This is a genomic window from Aquihabitans sp. McL0605 (genome assembly GCF_049993875.1).
Classification (GTDB): domain Bacteria; phylum Actinomycetota; class Acidimicrobiia; order Acidimicrobiales; family Iamiaceae; genus Aquihabitans.
This window is the reverse complement of record NZ_CP188252.1, coordinates 4,432,625-4,451,939: the sequence shown is the minus strand read 5'-3', so window position 1 is coordinate 4,451,939 and position 19,315 is coordinate 4,432,625. Positions and strand designations below refer to the sequence as shown.

At 72.1% G+C, this 19,315-nt stretch carries 16 protein-coding genes and 1 pseudogene; 7 read left to right on the top strand and 10 right to left on the bottom strand.

The features are described from left to right. Positions 1–76: 76 nt before the first annotated feature. A complete protein-coding gene (locus ACPPVX_RS20625; RefSeq protein WP_426572460.1) occupies positions 77–1,708 on the bottom strand; it encodes a long-chain fatty acid--CoA ligase in 1,632 nt (543 codons plus the stop codon). Between the two features lie 185 nt (positions 1,709–1,893). Here ACPPVX_RS20625 and ACPPVX_RS20620 point away from each other — a divergent pair, with 185 nt between their 5' ends. From ACPPVX_RS20620 to ACPPVX_RS20605, 4 genes are read left to right on the top strand one after another with little or no spacing between them, the layout of a single operon-like run. Continuing rightward, the gene (locus ACPPVX_RS20620; RefSeq protein WP_426572459.1) at positions 1,894–2,652 is read left to right on the top strand and encodes a DedA family protein; all 759 of its coding nucleotides are present in this window, start codon (positions 1,894–1,896) and stop codon (positions 2,650–2,652) included. Continuing rightward, entirely contained in the window at positions 2,649–3,380 is a 732-nt protein-coding gene (locus ACPPVX_RS20615; protein ID WP_426572458.1) for a hypothetical protein, read from the top strand. Before ACPPVX_RS20620 ends, ACPPVX_RS20615 begins: the two co-directional genes overlap by 4 nt. Further along, a complete protein-coding gene (locus ACPPVX_RS20610) occupies positions 3,377–4,753 on the top strand; it encodes an NAD(P)/FAD-dependent oxidoreductase (RefSeq protein ID WP_426572457.1) in 1,377 nt (458 codons plus the stop codon). Before ACPPVX_RS20615 ends, ACPPVX_RS20610 begins: the two co-directional genes overlap by 4 nt. Next, positions 4,750–5,844, top strand: coding sequence for a hypothetical protein (locus ACPPVX_RS20605; RefSeq protein ID WP_426572456.1), 1,095 nt, complete (start codon positions 4,750–4,752; stop codon positions 5,842–5,844). Before ACPPVX_RS20610 ends, ACPPVX_RS20605 begins: the two co-directional genes overlap by 4 nt. A gap of 3 nt (positions 5,845–5,847) precedes the next feature. Here ACPPVX_RS20605 and ACPPVX_RS20600 read toward each other — a convergent pair whose 3' ends face one another. From ACPPVX_RS20600 to ACPPVX_RS20590, 3 genes are read right to left on the bottom strand one after another with little or no spacing between them, the layout of a single operon-like run. Then, positions 5,848–6,627, bottom strand: a complete 780-nt coding sequence (locus tag ACPPVX_RS20600; protein WP_426572455.1) for a class I SAM-dependent methyltransferase — start codon at positions 6,625–6,627, stop codon at positions 5,848–5,850. Positions 6,628–6,633: 6 nt separating this feature from the next. Then, the gene (gene dapB / locus ACPPVX_RS20595) at positions 6,634–7,425 is read right to left on the bottom strand and encodes a 4-hydroxy-tetrahydrodipicolinate reductase (protein WP_426572454.1); all 792 of its coding nucleotides are present in this window, start codon (positions 7,423–7,425) and stop codon (positions 6,634–6,636) included. Next, on the bottom strand, positions 7,425–7,886 hold the full coding sequence (locus tag ACPPVX_RS20590) for a hypothetical protein (protein WP_426572453.1): 462 nt from the start codon (positions 7,884–7,886) through the stop codon (positions 7,425–7,427). Before ACPPVX_RS20590 ends, dapB begins: the two co-directional genes overlap by 1 nt. 144 nt (positions 7,887–8,030) lie before the next feature. Between ACPPVX_RS20590 and ACPPVX_RS20585 the strand changes: the two genes are divergently transcribed. From ACPPVX_RS20585 to ACPPVX_RS20575, 3 genes and pseudogenes are all read left to right on the top strand, one after another. Continuing rightward, complete coding sequence (locus ACPPVX_RS20585) at positions 8,031–9,362, top strand: class I SAM-dependent methyltransferase (RefSeq protein ID WP_426572452.1); 1,332 nt, start codon at positions 8,031–8,033, stop codon at positions 9,360–9,362. A gap of 28 nt (positions 9,363–9,390) precedes the next feature. Next, positions 9,391–9,768, top strand: a pseudogene (locus tag ACPPVX_RS20580) (VOC family protein); the annotation flags it as partial. 45 nt (positions 9,769–9,813) lie between these two features. Next, positions 9,814–10,299: a DinB family protein gene (locus tag ACPPVX_RS20575; RefSeq protein ID WP_426575064.1), complete on the top strand. Its 486-nt coding sequence runs from the start codon at positions 9,814–9,816 to the stop codon at positions 10,297–10,299. Positions 10,300–10,311: 12 nt separating this feature from the next. Here the strand turns inward: ACPPVX_RS20575 and ACPPVX_RS20570 are convergent, their stop codons facing one another. From ACPPVX_RS20570 to ACPPVX_RS20545, 6 genes are all read right to left on the bottom strand, one after another. Then, complete coding sequence (locus ACPPVX_RS20570) at positions 10,312–12,336, bottom strand: acyltransferase family protein (protein ID WP_426572451.1); 2,025 nt, start codon at positions 12,334–12,336, stop codon at positions 10,312–10,314. 17 nt (positions 12,337–12,353) lie between these two features. Further along, on the bottom strand, positions 12,354–13,598 hold the full coding sequence (locus tag ACPPVX_RS20565) for a M16 family metallopeptidase (RefSeq protein ID WP_426572450.1): 1,245 nt from the start codon (positions 13,596–13,598) through the stop codon (positions 12,354–12,356). A gap of 117 nt (positions 13,599–13,715) precedes the next feature. Beyond that, positions 13,716–16,151 carry a polyribonucleotide nucleotidyltransferase gene (locus ACPPVX_RS20560; RefSeq protein WP_426572449.1) on the bottom strand — a complete coding sequence of 812 codons (2,436 nt, stop codon included), beginning with the start codon at positions 16,149–16,151 and terminating at the stop codon, positions 13,716–13,718. A 198-nt stretch (positions 16,152–16,349) separates the two neighbouring features. Next, positions 16,350–16,613 (bottom strand): 30S ribosomal protein S15, encoded by a 264-nt coding sequence (gene rpsO, locus ACPPVX_RS20555; protein WP_426575063.1) that lies wholly within the window; start codon positions 16,611–16,613, stop codon positions 16,350–16,352. A 158-nt stretch (positions 16,614–16,771) separates the two neighbouring features. After that, a complete protein-coding gene (locus tag ACPPVX_RS20550) occupies positions 16,772–17,908 on the bottom strand; it encodes an alpha/beta fold hydrolase (RefSeq protein ID WP_426572448.1) in 1,137 nt (378 codons plus the stop codon). 85 nt (positions 17,909–17,993) lie between these two features. Then, positions 17,994–18,950 carry a bifunctional riboflavin kinase/FAD synthetase gene (locus ACPPVX_RS20545; protein WP_426572447.1) on the bottom strand — a complete coding sequence of 319 codons (957 nt, stop codon included), beginning with the start codon at positions 18,948–18,950 and terminating at the stop codon, positions 17,994–17,996. Between the last annotated feature and the right edge of the window lie 365 nt (positions 18,951–19,315).

Below are 19,315 nucleotides of genomic sequence, written 5' to 3'. Positions count from 1 at the left end.
TCTGTGATCGCCCGGGGAACCGACCGGGTGATCACAGAACGTTCGGCTGGGTCGGCGGGGGTGGAGGTGCGCCGGGTCAGGCGGTGGGGAGGGTGTAGTCCTCGAACCGGGCGCGCAGGTCCTTCTTGGAGAACTTGCCGACGCTGGTCTTGGGGACCTCGTCGATGAAGACGATGTCGTCGGGGAGCCACCACTTGGCGACGCGGCCGTCGAGGAACTCGAGGATGTCCTCCTTGGTGGCGGACTCCCCTTCCTTCAGCACCACGCAGGCCAGGGGGCGCTCCTGCCACTTGGGGTGGGACACGCCGATGACGGCGGCCTCGGCCACGGCGGGGTGGGCCATGATCTCGTTCTCCAGCTCGACCGAGCTGATCCACTCGCCGCCGCTCTTCACCACGTCCTTGGTGCGGTCGACCAGCTTGATGTAGCCGTCGGCGGTGATGGTGGCGACGTCGCCGGTGCGCAGCCAGCCGTCGTCGGTGAACGACTCGGCCGAGCGGTCGTCGTTGTAATAGGTCTTGGCGATCCAGGGACCGGCGGCTTGGAGCTCGCCCCGGGAGTCGCCGTCCCACGGCACCTCGGAGCCGTCCTCCTGCGACAGGACCCGCAGCTCCACGCCGAGCAGCGGGAGGCCCTGCATGGCCCGGATGTCGGCCAGCTCCTCCTCGGGGAGGCCGCGCAGCTTGGACTTGATCTCGCCGACGGTGGCCACCGGGCTGGTCTCGGTCATGCCCCAGGCCTGGTAGATCGGCAGCCCGAGCTGCTCGCGGAACGCTTCGGACAGGGCCTTGGGCACCGCCGAGCCGCCGCACGGGATCACGCGCAGCGCCGAGGTGTCGCGGCCCTTCAGCGCCGGCAGCACGCCCATCCAGATGGTGGGCACGCCGGCGGCGACGGTGACCCTCTCGCTCTCGATCAGCTCGGCCAGCGGGTCGGCGGCCAGGTTCGGGCCCGGCATGATCAGGTCGGCGCCGCAGGCGACGGCGGCGTGGGCCAGGCCCCAGGCGTTGGCGTGGAACATGGGGACCACCGGCAAGATGCGGTCGGACTCCCGGGCGCCGAAGCCGTCGGCGAACATGGCCGCCATCGTGTGCAGCATCGTGGAGCGGTGGCTGTAGACCACGCCCTTCGGGTTGCCCGTGGTGCCGCTCGTGTAGCACATCGATGCGGCGAGCGATTCGTCGGCGACGTGGAACTCGACCCCCGACGCGCCGGCCAGCAGGTCCTCGTAGTCGTGCAGCTCCATGCCGGCCGGCACCTCGGCGGTGTCGAACGGTCCCCCGTCGTCGATCACCACGATGTGGCGCACCGTGGTGAAGGTCGACAGCAGCGGCCACAGCAGCCCGGCCACCGTCTTGTCGACGAAGATGACCTCGTCTTCGGCGTGGTTGACGATGTAGGTGATCTGCTCGGGGAACAGGCGCAGGTTGAGCGTGTGCAGCACGCGGCCGGTGCACGGGGCGGCGAAGTACAGCTCGAGGTGGCGCGAGGTGTTCCAGGAGAACGTGGCGACGCGGCCGTCGGCGGAGATGCCGAGGCGGTCGAGCGCGCCGCCGAGCCGGCGGGTGCGCTCGGCCCAGTCTCCGTACGAGATCCGCTCGCGCCCGGTGGGCAGGGCCGTGACGACCTCCTTGTCGGGGAACAGGCGCTCGACCCGGTGGAAGATGTGCGGGAGGGTGAGCGGGTAGTCCTGCATCAAGCCCTGCATGAGTGTGTCCCCTTGTGTGCGTGGTCGGTCGGCGTGCCGTCGGCCGACGAGCCCTGATCGTCAGCTGGTGGCGAACCTAGCCAAGCTGGTCGGGGCGCGCCGACGGCCCCTCTCGACGCCCTCCGGTCGGTGTCGGAGCGGTGTCCCGGCCGGGTCCGGGTGGGCCGCCTGCCACACTTGACGACTTGGACGAGCCCAGCGACACCCCCGAGGGCCCTGCCGCGGTCGCCGCCGCGCACCACCACCCCGTGCCCCAGGGGCCGCCCAGCAACGCCCTTCGCAACATCACCATCGGCGTGCTGGTGTTCCTGGTGGTGGTGGCCAACGCCGGCAACATCTTCTTCGCCACGTTCGTCAACGCCCACCCGCTGGCGCTGATCGCCATGAACGCCAGCAACCGCAACCTGGCGCTCGTCTCCAACAACCTGGCGCCGTTGTCGTTCTTCCTGGTCGGGTTCGCCCGCCTGTTCGCGCCGGACCTGTTCTTCTTCTGGATCGGCCGTTGGTACGGCGATGCCGCCATCCGGTGGATGGAGCGCAAGGCCCCCAGCTACGGGCAGCTGCTGCGCCAGCTCGAAGGGTGGTTCGACAAGGCCCGGTTCGTCGTGGTGGCCATCGCGCCCAACAACCCCGTCTGCCTGTTCGCCGGGGCCGCGGGCATGGGCATGTGGCCCTTCCTGATCGCCAACGTGGTCGGCACCATCGGTCGGCTCATCCTGATCCGCCTGTTCAGCAGCGTGTTCGCCGACCTTCTGGGCAGCATCAAGGACTTCATCGGCACGTACCGCTGGCCGCTCACCGCCCTGTCGCTGGTGCTGGTGGCCTTCACCATCTGGAACGACCGCCGAGGCGGGCGCGACGGCATCGGCGACCTGGTCAACCTCGAGGAGGGCATCTCCGAGGCGGAGGCAGAGCTCGAAGCCGAGGCGCTCGAGAGCGAATGACCGATCCCGCCGCCCCGGCTCTGGCGCACCTGCCTCCCCCCACGCGCCTGCGGCGCAACCTGGTGTTCGGCACCATCGGGGCCGCGGTCGTCCTCGGCTGGGTGGGCGACGCCCTCTGGGGCTCGCTCATCGACCGCAGCCCGCTCACGCTGCTGCTGCTGAACGCCAAGCCCCGCTACCAGCTCCTGACGGTGAACGAGCTCTCGCCGTGGGTCTTCTACCCGGTGGCCCTCGTCCGCCTGCTGATCACCAAGCCCCTCGTGTGGCTGGTTGGGGCCTGGTACGGGCCTCGGACGGTCGGCTGGATCGAGTCCCGGTCCGAGCGCTCCGGCCGGTCCATCCGATGGGTGCAGAAGCACTTCCCCCGGTACGGGTGGATCATCATGCTGATCACCACCTCGAACCCGATCTGCCTGCTCGCCGGCTCGGTCGGGTATCCGCTGATCTGGCTGATGGTCTGGGCGCTGATCGGGACCACCGTGCGGCTCATGGCGGTCGACTTCGTGGGCGGCGCCCTGTCGGATCAGATCGACTGGTTCGTGAGCTGGGTGGTCGACCACCGCGTGCTGGTCGTGGCCCTGTCGATCACGGTCGTGCTGGTGGGCGTCTGGTGGCAGCGGCGCCAGGGCACGTCGCCGCTCGACGAGCTGGCCTCGCTCGAGGAGGGGGTCGAGGAGACCGCCGAGGAGTCTGCGACGGAGACGGCCGACCCGGAGGTGGAGGGGTGAGCGCCAGCGCGGTCGACGCCGACGTCGTCGTGGTCGGTGGCGGCACCGCCGGGCTCCAGGCCGCGCTCCAGCTGGCCCGCGTGGGCCGCTCCGTGGTGCTGCTCGAGCGGCGGGCCGAGGGCAAGAGCGGCGCCCGCTGGTGCAACGGCACGGTGGCGTGGCAGTTCGAGCGGGCCGGGCTCGCCCCTCCCGTGGCGCCCGAGCTCCGCGCCGCGGGTGGCGCTGCGCACATGATCAGCCCGACCGGGGCCCACCGGTTCACCATCGGCGCCAGTCCGATCGGCGAGGTCGACATGCGTGCGCTCGTCGACCGGCTCCAACGAGACGCCGTGGCGGCCGGGGTCGACATCCGGTGGGGGGTCACCGACATCGACGTCGAGCTGACCCGCGGCCGGCCCACCTCGCTGACCGCCACCCAAGACGGCGAGCTGCTCACGGTGTCGGGGCGCCTGTTCGTCGATGCCGCCGGCTACACGGGCGTGATCCGCGACCAGGTGCCCGCGCTGGTGACCCTCTGCCCCGAGGTCACCGCCACGGACCTGTGCTCGGCGCAGCAGCTCGTCCTCCACGTCGACGATCCCGAGGGGGCACGGCGGTACCTGGCCGAGCAGGGTGCCGAGCCGGGCGACGCGATCATCGCCATCGGGATGGCCGGCGGCTACTCCACGGTCAACATCAACGTCGACGAGGCGCTGGAGGAGGTGGCCGTGCTCACCGGGTCGATCCCCGCCCTCGGCCACGCCTCCGGGCCCGAGCTGCTCAAGGCCGTCCGGGACGAGCACCCGTGGATGGGCCGGACCATCTTCGGCGGCGGCGGGCTGATCCCGCTGCGGCGCACCTACGACCGCTTCACGGCCCCGGGGATCGCACTCGTGGGCGACGCCGCCTGCCAGGTGATGCCGGGCCACGGCAGCGGGATCGGCTTCGGGCTGATCGCCGGCAAGGTGCTGGCCGAGGCGGTGGCGGGCGCCGCCGATCCAGGCGGTCCCGATGTGCTCTGGCGCTACCAGGCGTCGTACCTGCGCGAGTTCGGCGGCACCCTCGCCGGCTACGACGCCATCCGCCGGATGAGCGTGAAGCTCGGTCCCGACGGCGTCGAGGAGCTGTTCGCCTCGGGCGTGTTCTCGCCCGCGCTCGTGCTGCCCGGGCTCGACCAGAAGGTGGCCGCCCTCGGTCCGTCCGACACCGCGGCCGCCGCCCGCGCCCTGGCCGGCCGGCCTCGCATCGCCAAGGTGGTGGTCCCCGCGCTTGCAGCCCTCGCCTCCGCCCAGGCCCTGTACCGCACGTACCCGCGCACGCCGTCGCCCCGGGCCTTCGCCACGTGGGCGGCCTCCTCCCGCGCGCTCCTCCCCCGCCAGGGTGCGGCCGGTTGAGCGAGACCGAGCGCACCGGGCCGCCGCCCTGGCTGATCCGCAGCCGGCAGGTGTCGCCGCACCGCGTCGAGGCCACGGTCGACGGACTGCCGGTGCGGGTCGAGTGCCCCGACGCGCCCCTGGTCGACGTGCCCGAGGCGTGGGGCAGCGCGTTCGCCCTCCCCGCGTCGCGGGCGGGGGCCGACCTCGACCTCGCGGTGCCGGTGGACGCCGCGTGGGCCGACGGCGCCCGGCGCAACGTCGCCCTCGCCGCCGGGTGGTGGGGCGGCCGAGCCGACCTGGTGGTCCACGCCCCGCGCTCCGGGCGGGTGGCCGCCGTGCGCCGGCGGGCCCGGCCCCCGGTCCCGGCCGGCGGCCGCGCGCTCTGCTTCACCGGCGGGGTCGACTCGTTCTTCTCGCTGCTCGGCGACGCCCACCAGCCCACGTGCCTGCTCTACGTCGTGGGGTTCGATGTCCCAGTCGGCGACCAGAGCCGGATCGACCACGTGGTCGGCCTCGTGCGGTCCGTCGCCGCCGAGCGGGGGCTGCCGGCCCTGATCGTGACGACCGACCTGCGCGACCACCCGCGCTTCGCCGCGGTCAGCTGGGAGCACACGCACGGGGCCGCGCTCGCCGCCATCGGCCACCTCCTGAGCGCCACCGTCTCGACGCTCGTGGTCCCGCCGTCGTACGGCGCCGACCGGCTCGTGCCGTGGGGGTCGCGGCCCGACCTCGACACCGGCTGGAGCGTGCCGGGCCGGCTCGTGGTCGAGCACGGCGACGCGTCCGGCCACCGGCTCGACCGCGTCGGCGCCATCGCCCGAGACCCGCTCGTGTGGCGCCACCTCCGGGTGTGCTGGCAGAACGTCGGGTCCGACCTGAACTGCGGCCGCTGCGAGAAGTGCGTCCGCACGATGGCGATGCTGGCTGCCTCCGACGTGCTCGACGAGTGCGAGACGTTCCCGTCGCGCCGGCACCTCCCCGCCGCGATCGACGCCATGGAGCCGATCCCGGCCGGGACGATCCCGATGTGGACGGACCTCCTCACCATCTCGCTGCGGCCACCCGAGCGCGACGCGGTGGACCGGCTGCTGGCCCGCAGCTCGGGCTGAGCGTCAGCCCGCTGCGCCTGCCGGACCGGCGGTGCGAGCGACGACCGCCCGGAGCCCCCAGCGCAGCCCCGACCGCCCGGCCTCGTCGTGCTCGATGCCGGGCCCGGCTCGGAGCGCCGCCAGCACGTCGGCCGGGGCAGCCTCCTCCAGCGCGAACAGCTCGGTGCAGAAGGCGGTGAGCTCGGCGTCGTCGTCGGCCCACCAGTGGTACCGGCCATCGACGACGCGCACGTCGACGAACCCGGCGGCCTCGACCTGCGCCGCGGTGTCGTCGGTGAAGAACCGGCCGGCGTGCCCGGTGGAGGTCCACTCCCCCACCACGCCGTCGAGGAACACGGCCTCGGGCGAACCGCTGATCACGTCGACGGCGGCGAGGCGGCCACCCGGGCGCAGCAGCCGGTGCCAGGCCGTGAACAGCTCGAGGTGATCGTCGGTGTGGTGCATGCCCGCCACCGACACCACCACGTCGGCCTCGCCCTCGGCCAGCGCGGCCCCGGTCAGGTCGCTCTCGATCGGCTGCAACCCCCGTTCGCGGCTGCACTCGAGGAACACCGGCGAGGCGTCCACGGCCCGCACGTGCACGCCCGCGGCGACGTGCTCGGCGAGGTACCCGCCCCCCGACGGGATGTCGACCAGCACCTCCCCGGGCCGCGGCTCCACGAGGCCGAGCGCGAACGAGAGCTCCTCGGCGCGCACCGTCGGCCACCGGCGCATGGCTGCGTCGTAGCGGCGACCTCGCAGCTCGAAGGTGTCGTGGTACCCGTCTCGGGTGTCGCCCGGCACGGAGGTCTACAGGTCGAGGTAGGCGTCGAGGCCCACGGTGACCCCGGGGTGATCGGCGATGCGCTTGGCGGCCAGGACGACGCCCGGCATGAAGCTGCTGCGGTCGTAGCTGTCGTGGCGGATGCTCAGCGTCTGGCCCGTGGTGCCGAGCACCACCTCCTGGTGCGCCACCATCCCGCGCATGCGCACGGCGTGGACCCGGATGCCGGCGGGGCCCGCTCCCCCTCGGGCGCCCTCGACCACCTCGGTGGTGGTGGGATCAGGCGCCCAGTCGGGGCTGGCCGCGGCCATCCGCTCGACGGTGCGCATGGCGGTGCCCGACGGCGAGTCGATCTTGGCGTCGTGGTGGAACTCGAGCACCTCAGCGGTCTCGAACCACGGCGCCGCCAGCTCGGCGAAGCGCATCATCAAGATGGCGCCGATCGCGAAGTTGGGCGCGATCAGGCAGTTGCTCGCCGTGAACGACGAGCGGAACCCGTCGAGGTCTTCCGGCGAGAAGCCCGTGGTGCCCACCACCGCGTGCACCCCCTGCGCCGCGCACCACGCCAGGTTGCTGCGAGCGGCGTCGAGGTGGGTGAAGTCGACCATGACCTGCGGGAGCTGCTCCGGGTCGAGGTGCTCGGCCTTGGCCGCCACCTCGAAGTCGAGGTCGACCTCGGCCGCCTGGCGGATCGGGATCCCGGCGGCGCCGGGGTCGACCGCGGCGACGAGCTCGAGGGCAGGGTCGTCGTGCACGGCTCGGCACACGGTTGCACCCATGCGTCCGGCCGCGCCGAAGACGCCGACGGTGATCGCCATCAGAGCGGCGGAGGCGGGGGCGGCACGGCACCCGGAGGGGGCGGCGGCACCGAACCCGCGGGCGGCGGGGGCACGGCCCCGGGAGGCGGCGGGGGCACCGCGCCCGGAGGAGGCGGCACCGAGCCGGAGGGCGGAGGCGGCACCTCGGCCCCGGGCGGCGGTGGGACGCTTGCCGACGGAGCGGGAGGCGCGGCGGCCTCCGGCGCCTCCGGGGAGTCGTCGGGCGCCGACGAGCCCAGCGGGCCGTGCTCGGCTTCGTGCGCGTGCAGGGCCTCGGTGATGCGGGCGATCTCGGCAGGGCCCTTGCCGTCGTCGCGGCCCGTGTCGATCGCGTAGTGCCAGGCGCCGAGCGAGCGCAGGAGCCCGTCGGCCTTCTTCTTGGCCTGCGCCTCGTCGAGCTTGTCCTGCCCTTGCTTGATGGTCTGCTCCGCCGTGGCTTTCACCTTGTCGAGGAAACCCATCGCCCGCTCCTTGGTCGTCGGCCGCGCGGCCGCGCGCTTGGTCGAAGTATGGCCCATCGAGCCCGCGACCAGCACCGACAGGGTTGCAACTTCCGGACGAACCGCCAGACTGTGGGCGCACTCGCACGAGAACCGGAGGCTGCCATGGCCCGTACCTCCTCACGATCGCCCCGCACGGTGGCCGACGAGCTGACGCCCGTCCTCCACCAGATGCTGGGACCCGACATCCCCTTCGCCCTCCGCGCGTGGGACGGGAGCAGCATCGGACCGACCGATCCACCGGTCACGATCGACGTGCACAGCCCGAGCGCGGTGCAGCACCTGATGTGGTCGCCCAACGAGCTCGGGCTCGCGCGCGCCCACGTGTCGGGGGCGCTCGACATCGACGGCGACATCTTCGACTTCCTCGCCGTGCGCGACCTGATGGTCCAGCGCGACCCCGACGTGAGCCTGAAGCTGGGGCTGCGCGGCAGCATGCGGCTCGCCGGCAGCCTCAGGCGCCTCGGCCTCCTCGGGCGCCGGCCGCCCCTCCCGGCCGAGGAGCTGCGGCCCCGGGGCCGGCTCCACACCCGTTCGCGCGACGCGGCGGCGATCGCCCACCACTACGACGTGTCGAACGACTTCTACCGGATCCTGCTCGGGCCGAGCATGACGTACTCGTGCGCCTACTGGTACGAGGACGGGCTCGACCTCGCCGACGCCCAGGAGGCCAAGTACGAGCTGATCTGCCGCAAGCTCGGGCTCCGCTCCGGCATGCGCCTGCTCGACGTCGGGTGCGGCTGGGGCTCGATGGCCATCCACGCGGCCAAGCACCACGGTGCCGTCGTCGTCGGCATCACCATCTCCGAGGCGCAGGCCGAGCTGGCCCGCCGGCGCGTGGCCGAGGCCGGGCTGGCCCGCCGGGTGGAGATCCGGGTGCAGGACTACCGCGACGTCGACGACGACCCGTTCGACGCCATCAGCTCCATCGGCATGTTCGAGCACGTCGGCGAGCAGCAGATGGCCGAGTACCTCACCGACCTGAAGGGCCTGGTCCGGACCGAGGGGCGCATCCTCAACCACGCCATCTCCCGCCCCAACCCCGACGACAACGCCGGGGTCGACCCCAAGTCGTTCATGGGCCGCTACGTGTTCCCCGACGCCGCGCTCCTCGAGGTGGGGACCGTCGTGTCGGCCATGCAGCGCACCGGGCTCGAGGTGCGAGACGTCCAGTCGCTGCGCGAGCACTACGCGCTCACGCTGCGCGCCTGGGTCGCCAACCTCGAGGCCGATTGGGACGAGGTCCAGCGCCTCGTCGGCCCCGGGCGGGCGCGGGTGTGGCGGCTGTACCTGGCCGGGTGCGCGCTGGGCTTCGAGCAGGCCCGCACCTCAATCCACCAGGTGCTGGCGGTGCGCACGAGCGAGGATGGGACTGCGAGCGTTCCGGCCACCCGGTCGACGTTCGAGGTCGACCGGGACCACCCCGTCGACCACTGACCCGCACCCTCCCCCACCCCAAGGATCCATGACCTCCTCCATCGGCGCGATCAGCATCGACTGCCGCCACCCGTACCCGCTCGCCCAGTTCTGGTCCCAGGTCCTGGGCTTCACCGACGACCCGGACAACCCGAACGCACCTGACGATCCCGAGGCGCTGCTGGTCGACCCCCGCGGGCTGCACCCCGCGCTGATGTTCCTGCCGGTGCCCGAGGGCAAGACGGTCAAGAACCGGGTCCACCTCGACCTGCGCCCGTCGGTGCTCCGGGATGTGGAGGTCGAACGGGTGCTCGGCCTCGGGGCCACCCTGGTCGCCGATCGGCGCAACGACGACGGCACCGGCTGGGCCGTGCTCGCCGACCCGGAGGGCAACGAGTTCTGCATCGAGCGCTCGGCCGCCGAGCGGCCCGAGCCGGGCCCGGTCGACACCGGGCGCCGCGAGTACCCCGACGTGAAGGCGGTCAGCGAGCGCGTCGGGCTCGAGCGCACCCTCGACTGGTACCGCGAGGGGGTCATCGCCAAGGTCCAGGGCCTCCCCCAGCACCTGGCCGTCGCCACCCCGCTGCGCTCCGGGTCGACCATCGCCGGGCTGGTCAAGCACCTGGCGCTCGTCGAGGACTCCTGGTTCGCCGACGACTTCGCCGGTCTCGATCCGCTCCCCTGGTGGGCCGACGTCGACTGGGACGCCGACCGGGACTGGGAGTTCCACTCAGCCCTCACCGAGCCCATCGAGCTGCAGGTCGACCGCTACCGGGAGGCGTGCGAGCGAGCCCGGGAGATCGCGCGGGGCCGCTCGCTCGACGACGTCGGGGCCGACCACTCCAGCGGCGAGTTCACCCTCCGGTTCGTGCTGCTCCACATGATCGAGGAGACGGCCCGCCACCTCGGCCACCTCGACGTGCTGCGCGAGCTGCTCGACGGCACCACGGGCGAGTAGGCCTGCCGGCGCCTACTGCCCGGTGAGCGCGGGACCGATCCAGGTGTCCCAGGCCCACCGGCCCCCCTCGGGCGAGACCACGTGGACCTCCTTGCCCATCGCCTGGTCCTTGGCGGCGGTGGGCCGGCCGGCCGGGTCGCCACCCACGCACACCGCACCGGTGGGGGCGATGACGTCGACCTGCCGGCCGTGCCGGGTGGCGTCGTCGGCCACCTCGTGGATGAGCCGGTTGATCCAGCGGATGTAGTCGGGATCGCGCCGCGCTGCCACCGCCTTGGACCCCGGGCAGGAGAACTCGACCATGGCGAACCGGGCGCCGGCGGCGTTGGCGGCGTCGATGCGCGCCAGCATCCGGTCGCGCAGCAGCGTCCGCACCTGGGGCGACCGGGCCGGGAGCACCGTGCCGTCGGGCGCCCGGACGCGCGACCACTCCCAGGCGCCGGGCAGGAGCACCACGACATCGGGATCGGCCTCGAGGCCGACGGCTTCGGCCTGCGGCTGCTTGGCGCAGTCTCGGTTGGTGGCGACGAACGGCGCGTCGTCGCGGTCGAGCGGGTAGTCGTAGCCGTCGGCGGCGAGGAGCCCGCACCCCAAGATCGCCCGCGTGTCGATCGACCCGATCCCCGGGGGCAAGTCGGCGCCGACGGGCCCGTAGAAGCCCATGGTCCAGGCCACCGAGTCGCCCGACAGCATCACCTTCAGCAGCGGGGGCTGCCCCGGCGCCGCGGTCACGGTGGGCGAGGTCAGCCCCGCCCGCAGCGCCGAGGACGAGGCCTCGGCCGTGTCGACCCGCTGGTACGCAGGGGGCGGCACGGCCAGCACGAGCGCGGTCACGAGCACGCCCGCGGCCCCCACGATGCCCACCGTCCACGCGGTGCGCCGGACGGCCCCCCGCCGGGCCCAGCCGGTGCGGCGCCGGATCGGATCCTCGACGAGCCGGAAGCTGGCCTCGGCCAGGGCGAGGGCGCCCGTGACGGTGACCAGGGCGAGCCACGGTCTGGCCAGGCTGGGCCAGCGGAACGCCACCAGCACCTGGATGGGCCAGGACCACAGGTAGATCGCGTACGAGCGCGATCCGAGGTACCGGGCGATGGGAGCGGTGGTGGTCCACGCCAGCACCGACCGGTCGCCGCGGTGCACGGTGGAGGCCCGGGCCACCACCGCCGCCGACGCCAGCGAGGCCACCACCAGAATCCCGTTGCGGTACAGCGCGGGCGAGGCCACGTCGGCGGTGGCGACGAGCCCCACGAGCACGACGGCACCGACCGCACCCACGGCCCGACCGGCGCGACCCGCGACCGCCCGTGACCGGCCGCCCGCCAGGACGCACGCGAGGGCGCAGCCGAGCAACGGGGCCACCGCCCGCGTGTCGGTGCCGACGTAGACGCGCGACAGGCGCTCGGGCGCGAGGTGGTGCGAGAGGAGCAGCTGCCACGCGGTGCTCGCTACGGCACCCACGACGGCGACGGTCCCGACCACGGCCGCGAGCGAGCGCCCGGTGCGTCGGGTCACGGCGGCCGAAGCGACGAGCGCCAGCGGCCACACCAGGTAGAACTGCTCCTCGATCGACAGGCTCCAGGCGTGCCGGAACAGGTTCTGGCCGCTGGCCCAGTACGACGGGCCCTGGACCTGGCGCCAGTTGGCCCACCACGTCAGCGTGGCCACACCGTCCCACCCGAGGGCGTGCCACTGGTTGCGCGGCCACCCCACCAGCACCGCCACCACCGTCACGGCCCCGACCACCACGAGCAGGGCGGGCACCAGGCGGCGGACCCGCCGGCCCCAGAACGCCAGCAGCCCCAGGCGGCCGGTGGTGCCGATCTCGCCCAGCGCCAGCCCCGTGATCAGGTAGCCCGAGAGCACGAGGAACACGTCGACCCCGAGGAACCCGCCGCTCAGGTACCCGAGGTGGTACGCCACGACGGCCACCACGGCCAGGCCGCGCACGCCGTCGAGGCCCGGGCGGTGGGTCCACCCGACCGCCCGTTCGGCGGCGTCGGCGTCGAGCGGGGTGACCGGCTCCTCCACCACCTCCACGCGTCGACGCCTTCCGTTCAGGAGCCCAGGTCGGCGTCGGTGAGGGGGCCCACGCCGCACACGGTGGGGCTGGTCCCCAGGACTCGCTTGGCCACCCGGACGACATCGTCGGGGGTGACCGCGCGGAGCTTGGCCAGCTGCTCGTCGACCGGGGTGACGCGGCCACGGGAGCACACGTGGTTGCCGAGCCGCGCCATCACGCTGCCGCTGTCTTCGAGGCCCAGGAGGAACGAGCCCTCGAGGAACCCGAGGGCCACCTCCCACTCGCGCTCGGTCACCCCGTCGGCCACCAGGTCGGCGGTGATGTCGAGGAGGAGCTCGCGCACCTCGGCCACGCGCTCGGCGCCGGTGCCCACGTAGGCGGCGAGCGAGCCGGCATCGGAGAACGAGGCCACCGACGAGAACACCGAGTAGGCCAGGCCGCGGTCTTCGCGGATCTCCTGGAACAGCCGGCTCGACAGGCCCCCGCCGAGGATCTGGTTGCACACGCCGAGGGCGTAGCGGTCGGGGTCTCCGGCGGCGAGCGCCGGCCACACCAGGCACAGGTGCGCCTGCTCGGAGGGGCGCCGGAGCAGGGCGTGCTCCTTCCGCGGGATCGGACCGTCGGGAGCCTGCCGCTCGGGCCGCTCGCCGGCGGCGCGGTACGGGAACTGCTCCCCCGCCGCCACCACCTGCTCGTGGTCGATCGCGCCACCGGCGACGAGCACGAGGTTGGCCGGGTGGTAGTGGTGCTCGAAGAACGCGGCGATGCGATCGCGGTCCATGGCGTCGATGGTCTCGAGCGTGCCCAGCACCTCCCGGCCCAGGGGGTGGTCGCCCCAGAGGGCTTCGTGGGCGAGCGACATCACCCGATCGTCGCCCTCGTCCTCGGCGAGGTGGAGCTCCTCCAAGATGACCTGGCGCTCCGATTCGACGTCGTCGGCATCGAACGCCGGCGAGGTGACGACGTCGCACAGCAGCTCGAGGCCCACGTCGGCCGAGCGCTCGGGGACCCGCGTGTAGAACGCGGTGTGCTCGTGGGCGGTGTGGGCGTTGAGCTCGCCGCCGACCGCCTCGATGGCTTCGGAGATCTCGCGGCCCGACCGCTTCTCGGTCCCCTTGAACAGCAGGTGCTCGAGGAAGTGGGAGGCGCCGGCCAGCTCGTCGGACTCGTCACGGGCACCGACGCGCACCCAGCAGCCGAAGCTGGCCGAGCGGGCGCCGGGCATCGCTTCGGTGACCACGGTGAGGCCGGAGGGGAGGTCGGTGCGCTGGATGGTCAACGGAGGCTCGATTCAGAGGGAAAACCACGTCGGTCCCAGCCGAGGCTGGGACCGACGCGCACTACGGAAGGTTCCGGTCAGGCGCGGAGCGCCGGGACCGAAGGATGGTGCTGGTGATCAGCGACGACCGCCGCCACGGCGACCGCCGTCACGACCGCCGGAGCGACCGCCGCTGGAGCGGCCGCCACCGGAGCCACCGGGACGCTCGGAACCGGGACCGAGGTCGCCGAACTCCTCGCGGACCTCGGCGTCGAACGCGTCCTCGAAGGACACGGTCTCCCGGGCCGGGCTGGAGCTGCTCGACTCGGCCGGGGCGTCGTCGGAGCTGCTGGAGCTGGAGCTGGAGGTGGTGCGGGCCGGAGCGGCATCGCCGGAGCCGCCGCCAGAGGCGAGCGGGGTGACCGGCGTGAGGCTGACCTTGCCGTTCGGGTCGACGTCGTCGACCTTGACCTCGATCTCCTGACCGAGCTCGAGGACGTCCTCGACCTTCTCGATGCGCTTGCCGCCACCCATCTTGGAGATGTGCACCAGGCCGTCACGGCCCGGGAGGATGTTGACGAACGCACCGAACTTGGTGATGTTGACGACGCGACCCATGTAGGTGGCGCCGACCTCGGCCGACGGCGGGTTGAGGATGAGCCGGATCTGGCGCTCGGCCTCGGCCACCTTGTCGAGGTCGTTCGAGCCGATGCTCACGGTGCCGATCATGCCGTCGTCATCGATGGAGATGTCGGCGCCGGTCTCGGCCTGCATGGCGTTGATGACCTTGCCCTTCGGGCCGATGATCTCGCCGATCTTGTCGATCGGGATCTCGAAGCTGATGATCTTCGGAGCCGACGCACCGACCTCGGGACGAGGCGCCGCGATGGCAGCGTTCATGACGTCGAGGATCTCGAGGCGGGCCACCTTGGCCTGGTCGAGCGCCGCGGCCAGGACCTCGGACGGAAGGCCCTCGATCTTGGTGTCGAGCTGCAGGGCGGTCACGAACTCGGCCGTGCCGGCCACCTTGAAGTCCATGTCGCCGAAGGCGTCTTCCGAACCGAGGATGTCGGTGAGGGTGACGTACTTGTCGCCGTCGTAGATGAGGCCCATGGCGATGCCGGCGACCGCAGCCTTGATCGGCACGCCGCCATCCATCAGCGAGAGGGACGAGGCGCAGACCGAGCCCATGGAGGTGGAGCCGTTGGAGCTCAGGACCTCGGACACGAGGCGGAGGGCGTAGGGCCACTCCTCCAGCGAGGGGACGAGGGGCAGCAGGGCCCGCTCGGCGAGCATGCCGTGACCGACCTCGCGGCGCTTGGTGCCACCCATGCGACCCGTCTCGCCGTTGGCGTAGGGCGGCATGTTGTAGTGGTGCATGTAGCGCTTCTTGGTGACCGGGTCGACGGTGTCGAGCATCTGGTCCATCTTCGGCAGACCGAGGGTCAGCACGTTGAGGACCTGGGTCTCACCCCGCTGGAACAGGCCGGTGCCGTGCGCCGTGGGGATGAGCCCCACCTGGGCGGACACGGGCCGCAGGTCGGTGACGCCACGGCCGTCCATGCGGACGCCCTCGTCGATGACCCGCTGGCGGATGATGGCCTTGGTGAGCTCCTTGAAGGCGCTCTTGACCTGGCGGGACTGGCCCTCGAGGGCGCCGCCCTCGCCGGTGAGCTCGGCCACGACCTCGGCCTTGATGGCGTCGTTGGCGGCGTTGCGCTCGGTCTTGTCGGTGATCTGGTTGGCGGGGATCAGCTTGGCCTCGGCCGCAGCCTTGACGGCCGCTTCGACCTCGTCGGAGTAGTCGATCTGGTTCTCCCAGACGATGGCGGGCTTGCGGCCCACCTTGGCGACGAGCTCGTTCTGGAGGGCGAGGGACTCGGCGATCCAGACCTTGGCCGCATCGAGGCCGCCGGCGATGACCGACTCGGTCACCTTGGGGGCGCCGTCCTCGTAGTAGGTCCAGGCCTTCTCGGTGCCGGAGGCCTCGACCATCATGATGGCGATCTCGCCGTTGACCTCACGGCCGGCGACCACGATCTGGAAGGTGGCTTCGTCCTGCTCTTCGAAGGTGGGGTACGGGATCCACTGGCCGTCCTGGCTGTAGGCCAGGCGCACGCCACCGATGGGGCCCTCGAAGGGGAGGCCGGTCAGCATCAGCGCGGCGGAGGCGGCGTTGATGGCGACGACGTCGTAGGGGTTGACCTGATCGGCGCCCTGGACGGTGATGACGACCTGGGTCTCGTTGCGGTAGCCCTTGGGGAACGACGGGCGCAGCGGCCGGTCGATGAGGCGGCAGACGAGGACGGCGTTGTCGGAGGGACGGCCTTCCTTGCGGAAGAACGAGCCGGGGATCTTGCCGGCGGCGTACGCCTTCTCCTCGACGTCGATCGTCAGGGGGAAGAAGTCGGTGCCCTCGCGGACCTCCTTGGCGCCGTTGGCCGTGGCCAGGATCTGGGTGTTGCCCAGCTTGGCGACGACGGCACCCTGCGACTGGGGTGCGTACACGCCCGTCGACAGGGTCAGGACCTTGTCGGTCCCGGAAACGGGACCACTTACGGATACTTCAGCCATGTGGCTATCTCCTCTGGGGCCGAGTGCCCCGGTGAAGGCAGATCCCGTGCAACCAGCTCCCAGTCGACGATCTCCCGACCCCGATGGCCGAGCGATGGGCGACTGGCAACTGACTTCGTGGAACCCGCCGGTTTGGTTTGTTTGTGTTGAAAAGTCCACGAGCGGCCCCGGAGGGCCGCTCGTGGCAGAGCTTGGGACCTAGCGGCGCAGGCCGTGGGTGGCGATGATCGTGCGGTACCGCTCGACGTCGTTGTTCTTGACGTAGTCGAGCAGGTTGCGGCGACGACCCACCAGCATCAGCAGGCCACGCCGGCTGTGGTGGTCCTTCTTGTGCACCTTGAGGTGCTCGTTGAGGTGGTTGATGCGCTTGGTGAGCAGCGCGATCTGCACCTCGGGCGAACCCGTGTCGGTCTCGTGGAGGCGGTGCTCCCCGATGACCTCGGGCTTCTGGCGATCGATGATCTCAGACAAGTTCCTGGTTTCCTCTTTGGGTTTCGGACCCGGCCCCACGACCCGCAGCGTGCTGCTGCCTGGCCTGGAGCGGACGCGCCCCGATTGGGCACAGCGATCCATGGTAGCCGTCGAACCCCCGTTCGCCCCAATGGGGTCTCACCCGAGCGTCAGCGGGGCAGATCGACGTGCCAGTGGAACTTGGGGCGGAGGGGGCCGGGCTCGATGGCGTCGAGGTCGATCTCGGGGGTGAGGGCCAAGATGGGCGCATCGGGCTCGTAGAAGGCGGCCTCGATCTCGTCGAGCGATGCGTCGGGGGCCAGGCCCAGCTCGGCGAAGTCGCGGGCGCGGGCCGCCTGGCTGATGGGGCTGTCGAACATCTCCCGCAGGATGGCGGGCAGGGTCTCGGGGTCGCGCAGCAGCCACGAGTGCCGGCCGCCCTCGACCACGACCACCATCCCCTTGGCCAGCTTGGCGGCGCTGCGGGCGGTGGACAGCGGCACGACGATGTCGCGGTCGCCGTGGATGGCGATGACGGGGACGCCCTCCCGACCGAGCTTCTCGAGCATCCACTTCGACGACCGGGACCGCAGGATCGACACGCCGGGCCCGATGAGGTGCAGCGGGTTCTTGGCGTGGCTGACGACCATCGGCATGGCGAGGCGGCCGAACTTGACCGCCTGCACCGGGTCGCGCACGAACGGCAGCGTGCTGAAGGAGTCGGCCATCAAGATGCCGCCCACCCCGGCCAGCAGGAACGGGTTGAACCGCGACAGCGCCACGATCCGGTCCCACGGCTCGCCCACGATGGCGTCGAGGAGGATCACGGCCAGCGCCCGTTCGGGCTCGCGGGCCGCCAGCTCGGTGACCAGGCGGCCACCCATCGAGTGCCCGGCGAACACGGCCTTGTTGATGCCCAGCTCGTCGACGACGCGGCCGAGCAGCTTGGTGTACTCCTCGAAGTTGGCGCCGCCGGCGGGCAGGCCCTGGGTGCCGCCGTGGTTGGCCACGTCGATGGCCACCACCTTGAACCCCGACGTGACGATGCGGCTCAGCGTCTGGGCGTAGAGCATCCCCTCGGCGGAGTAGCCGTGGATGAGCACGATGGGCACGCCGCGGCCGCACACCGACACGGCCACCTTGTGGCCGTCGGCCAGGGCGATCGTGTGGCGGGCGAGCCGGGGCAGGTGCGTCGAGCGGGTCTCGGCCGTGGTGCCCGGTCCGAGCAGCGTGTCGTCGTGCGACGTGGCGAGGACGTCGATGCCGCTCGAAGCTTCGGGTTCGGTGCTGGCGTCGGTGGTACCCATGGACGGCTCCCCTGTCTCCCTCCGTCGGCACAGCCCGCGGATCAAGTGTGCCCCACCCGCTGGAGCACCCGCGCGGACCCAGCCATCAAGGGAGCAGCAGGGCCTGCGTCTGTTCGACGTCGGCGCGCATCTGGGCGATGAGCGGGTCGATGCCGTCGAACTTCACCTCGCCTCGCAGCCGCTCGACGAACCGGACGCGCACGGCCTCGCCGTAGAGGTCGCCGGCGAAGTCGATCAGGTGGCACTCGAGCAGCGGGGCGCCGGTGGGCCGCTCGTAGAACGTGGGCCGGTGGCCGAGCGACATGGCGGTGGCGTGGACCGTGCCGTCGGCCCGCTCGAACCACCCGGCGTAGATGCCGTCGGCGGGGAGCTGGATCTCGTCGGGGATCTGGAGGTTGGCCGTGGGGAAGCCGAGGTCGCGGCCCCGCGCGTCGCCGTGCTCGATCGTGCCGCGCACCTCGTGGGGCCGGCCGAGCAGGGAGGCGGCCCCCCGGACATCGCCGTCGATCAGCAGCGACCGGATGGCGGTGGACGACACGATGCCCGCGCCGTCGGTGGGCCGGCCGTCGACGCCGACGAGCGACAGTCCCTCGACGGTGAAGCCCAGCGCTCCGCCCATCTCCTCGAGCAGCGCGACGTTGCCGCCGCGCTTGTGACCGAAGTGGAAGTCGGCACCCACGACGACGGCCCGGGCGGTGAGGCAGCCGACCAGGACCTCGTGCACGAACTCCTCGGCCGTCTCCTTGGCGCGCTCCTCGTCGAAGTGCACGACGTAGGTGGCATCGACGCCGGCCGCGGCCAGCAGTTCGAGCTTCTGGTCGAGGTCGCACAGCAGGCGGGGTGCCGACTCGGGCCGCACCACCATCGCCGGGTGCCGGTCGAAGGTGACCACGACGGTCTGCAGGCCCTGCGCCTCGGCGAGCCGGCGGACCTGGTCGATCACCGCGCGGTGCCCGAGGTGGACGCCGTCGTAGGCGCCGATCGTGACCGCGCTGGGCTCCAGCGGCGTGGGGCACGGACCGACTCCGTGGATGACCTGCACGGCGTGGACGCTAGGGACGCACCACCGCAAGGGCCAACTCGTATCCAGGTCTTCTCACTCGTTCGCTCCGTCGCTGCGCTCCTCCGCTCCCTCCGTTCGTCGAGCTTTCGATCGACGGGCTGACGCCCGGCTGTCCTCGCTCGGGCGCACGACTGCGTCGCACGCCTCCGTCTTGAGGGCTCCGCCCCCCAAACCCCTCGGGCTCGCTCCGCTCGGAACCCCCAACCCCACCGACCCGACGAAACCCCGATCCTCAGGCTGTGGGGCTGCGGTAGCGTCTCGACGTCCGAAGATCCCGAGCGCTACCAGGAGGGCGACGCCATGACTGCTCACTGCTCGCCCCTCCTGCCGCGCCCCTGACGAAC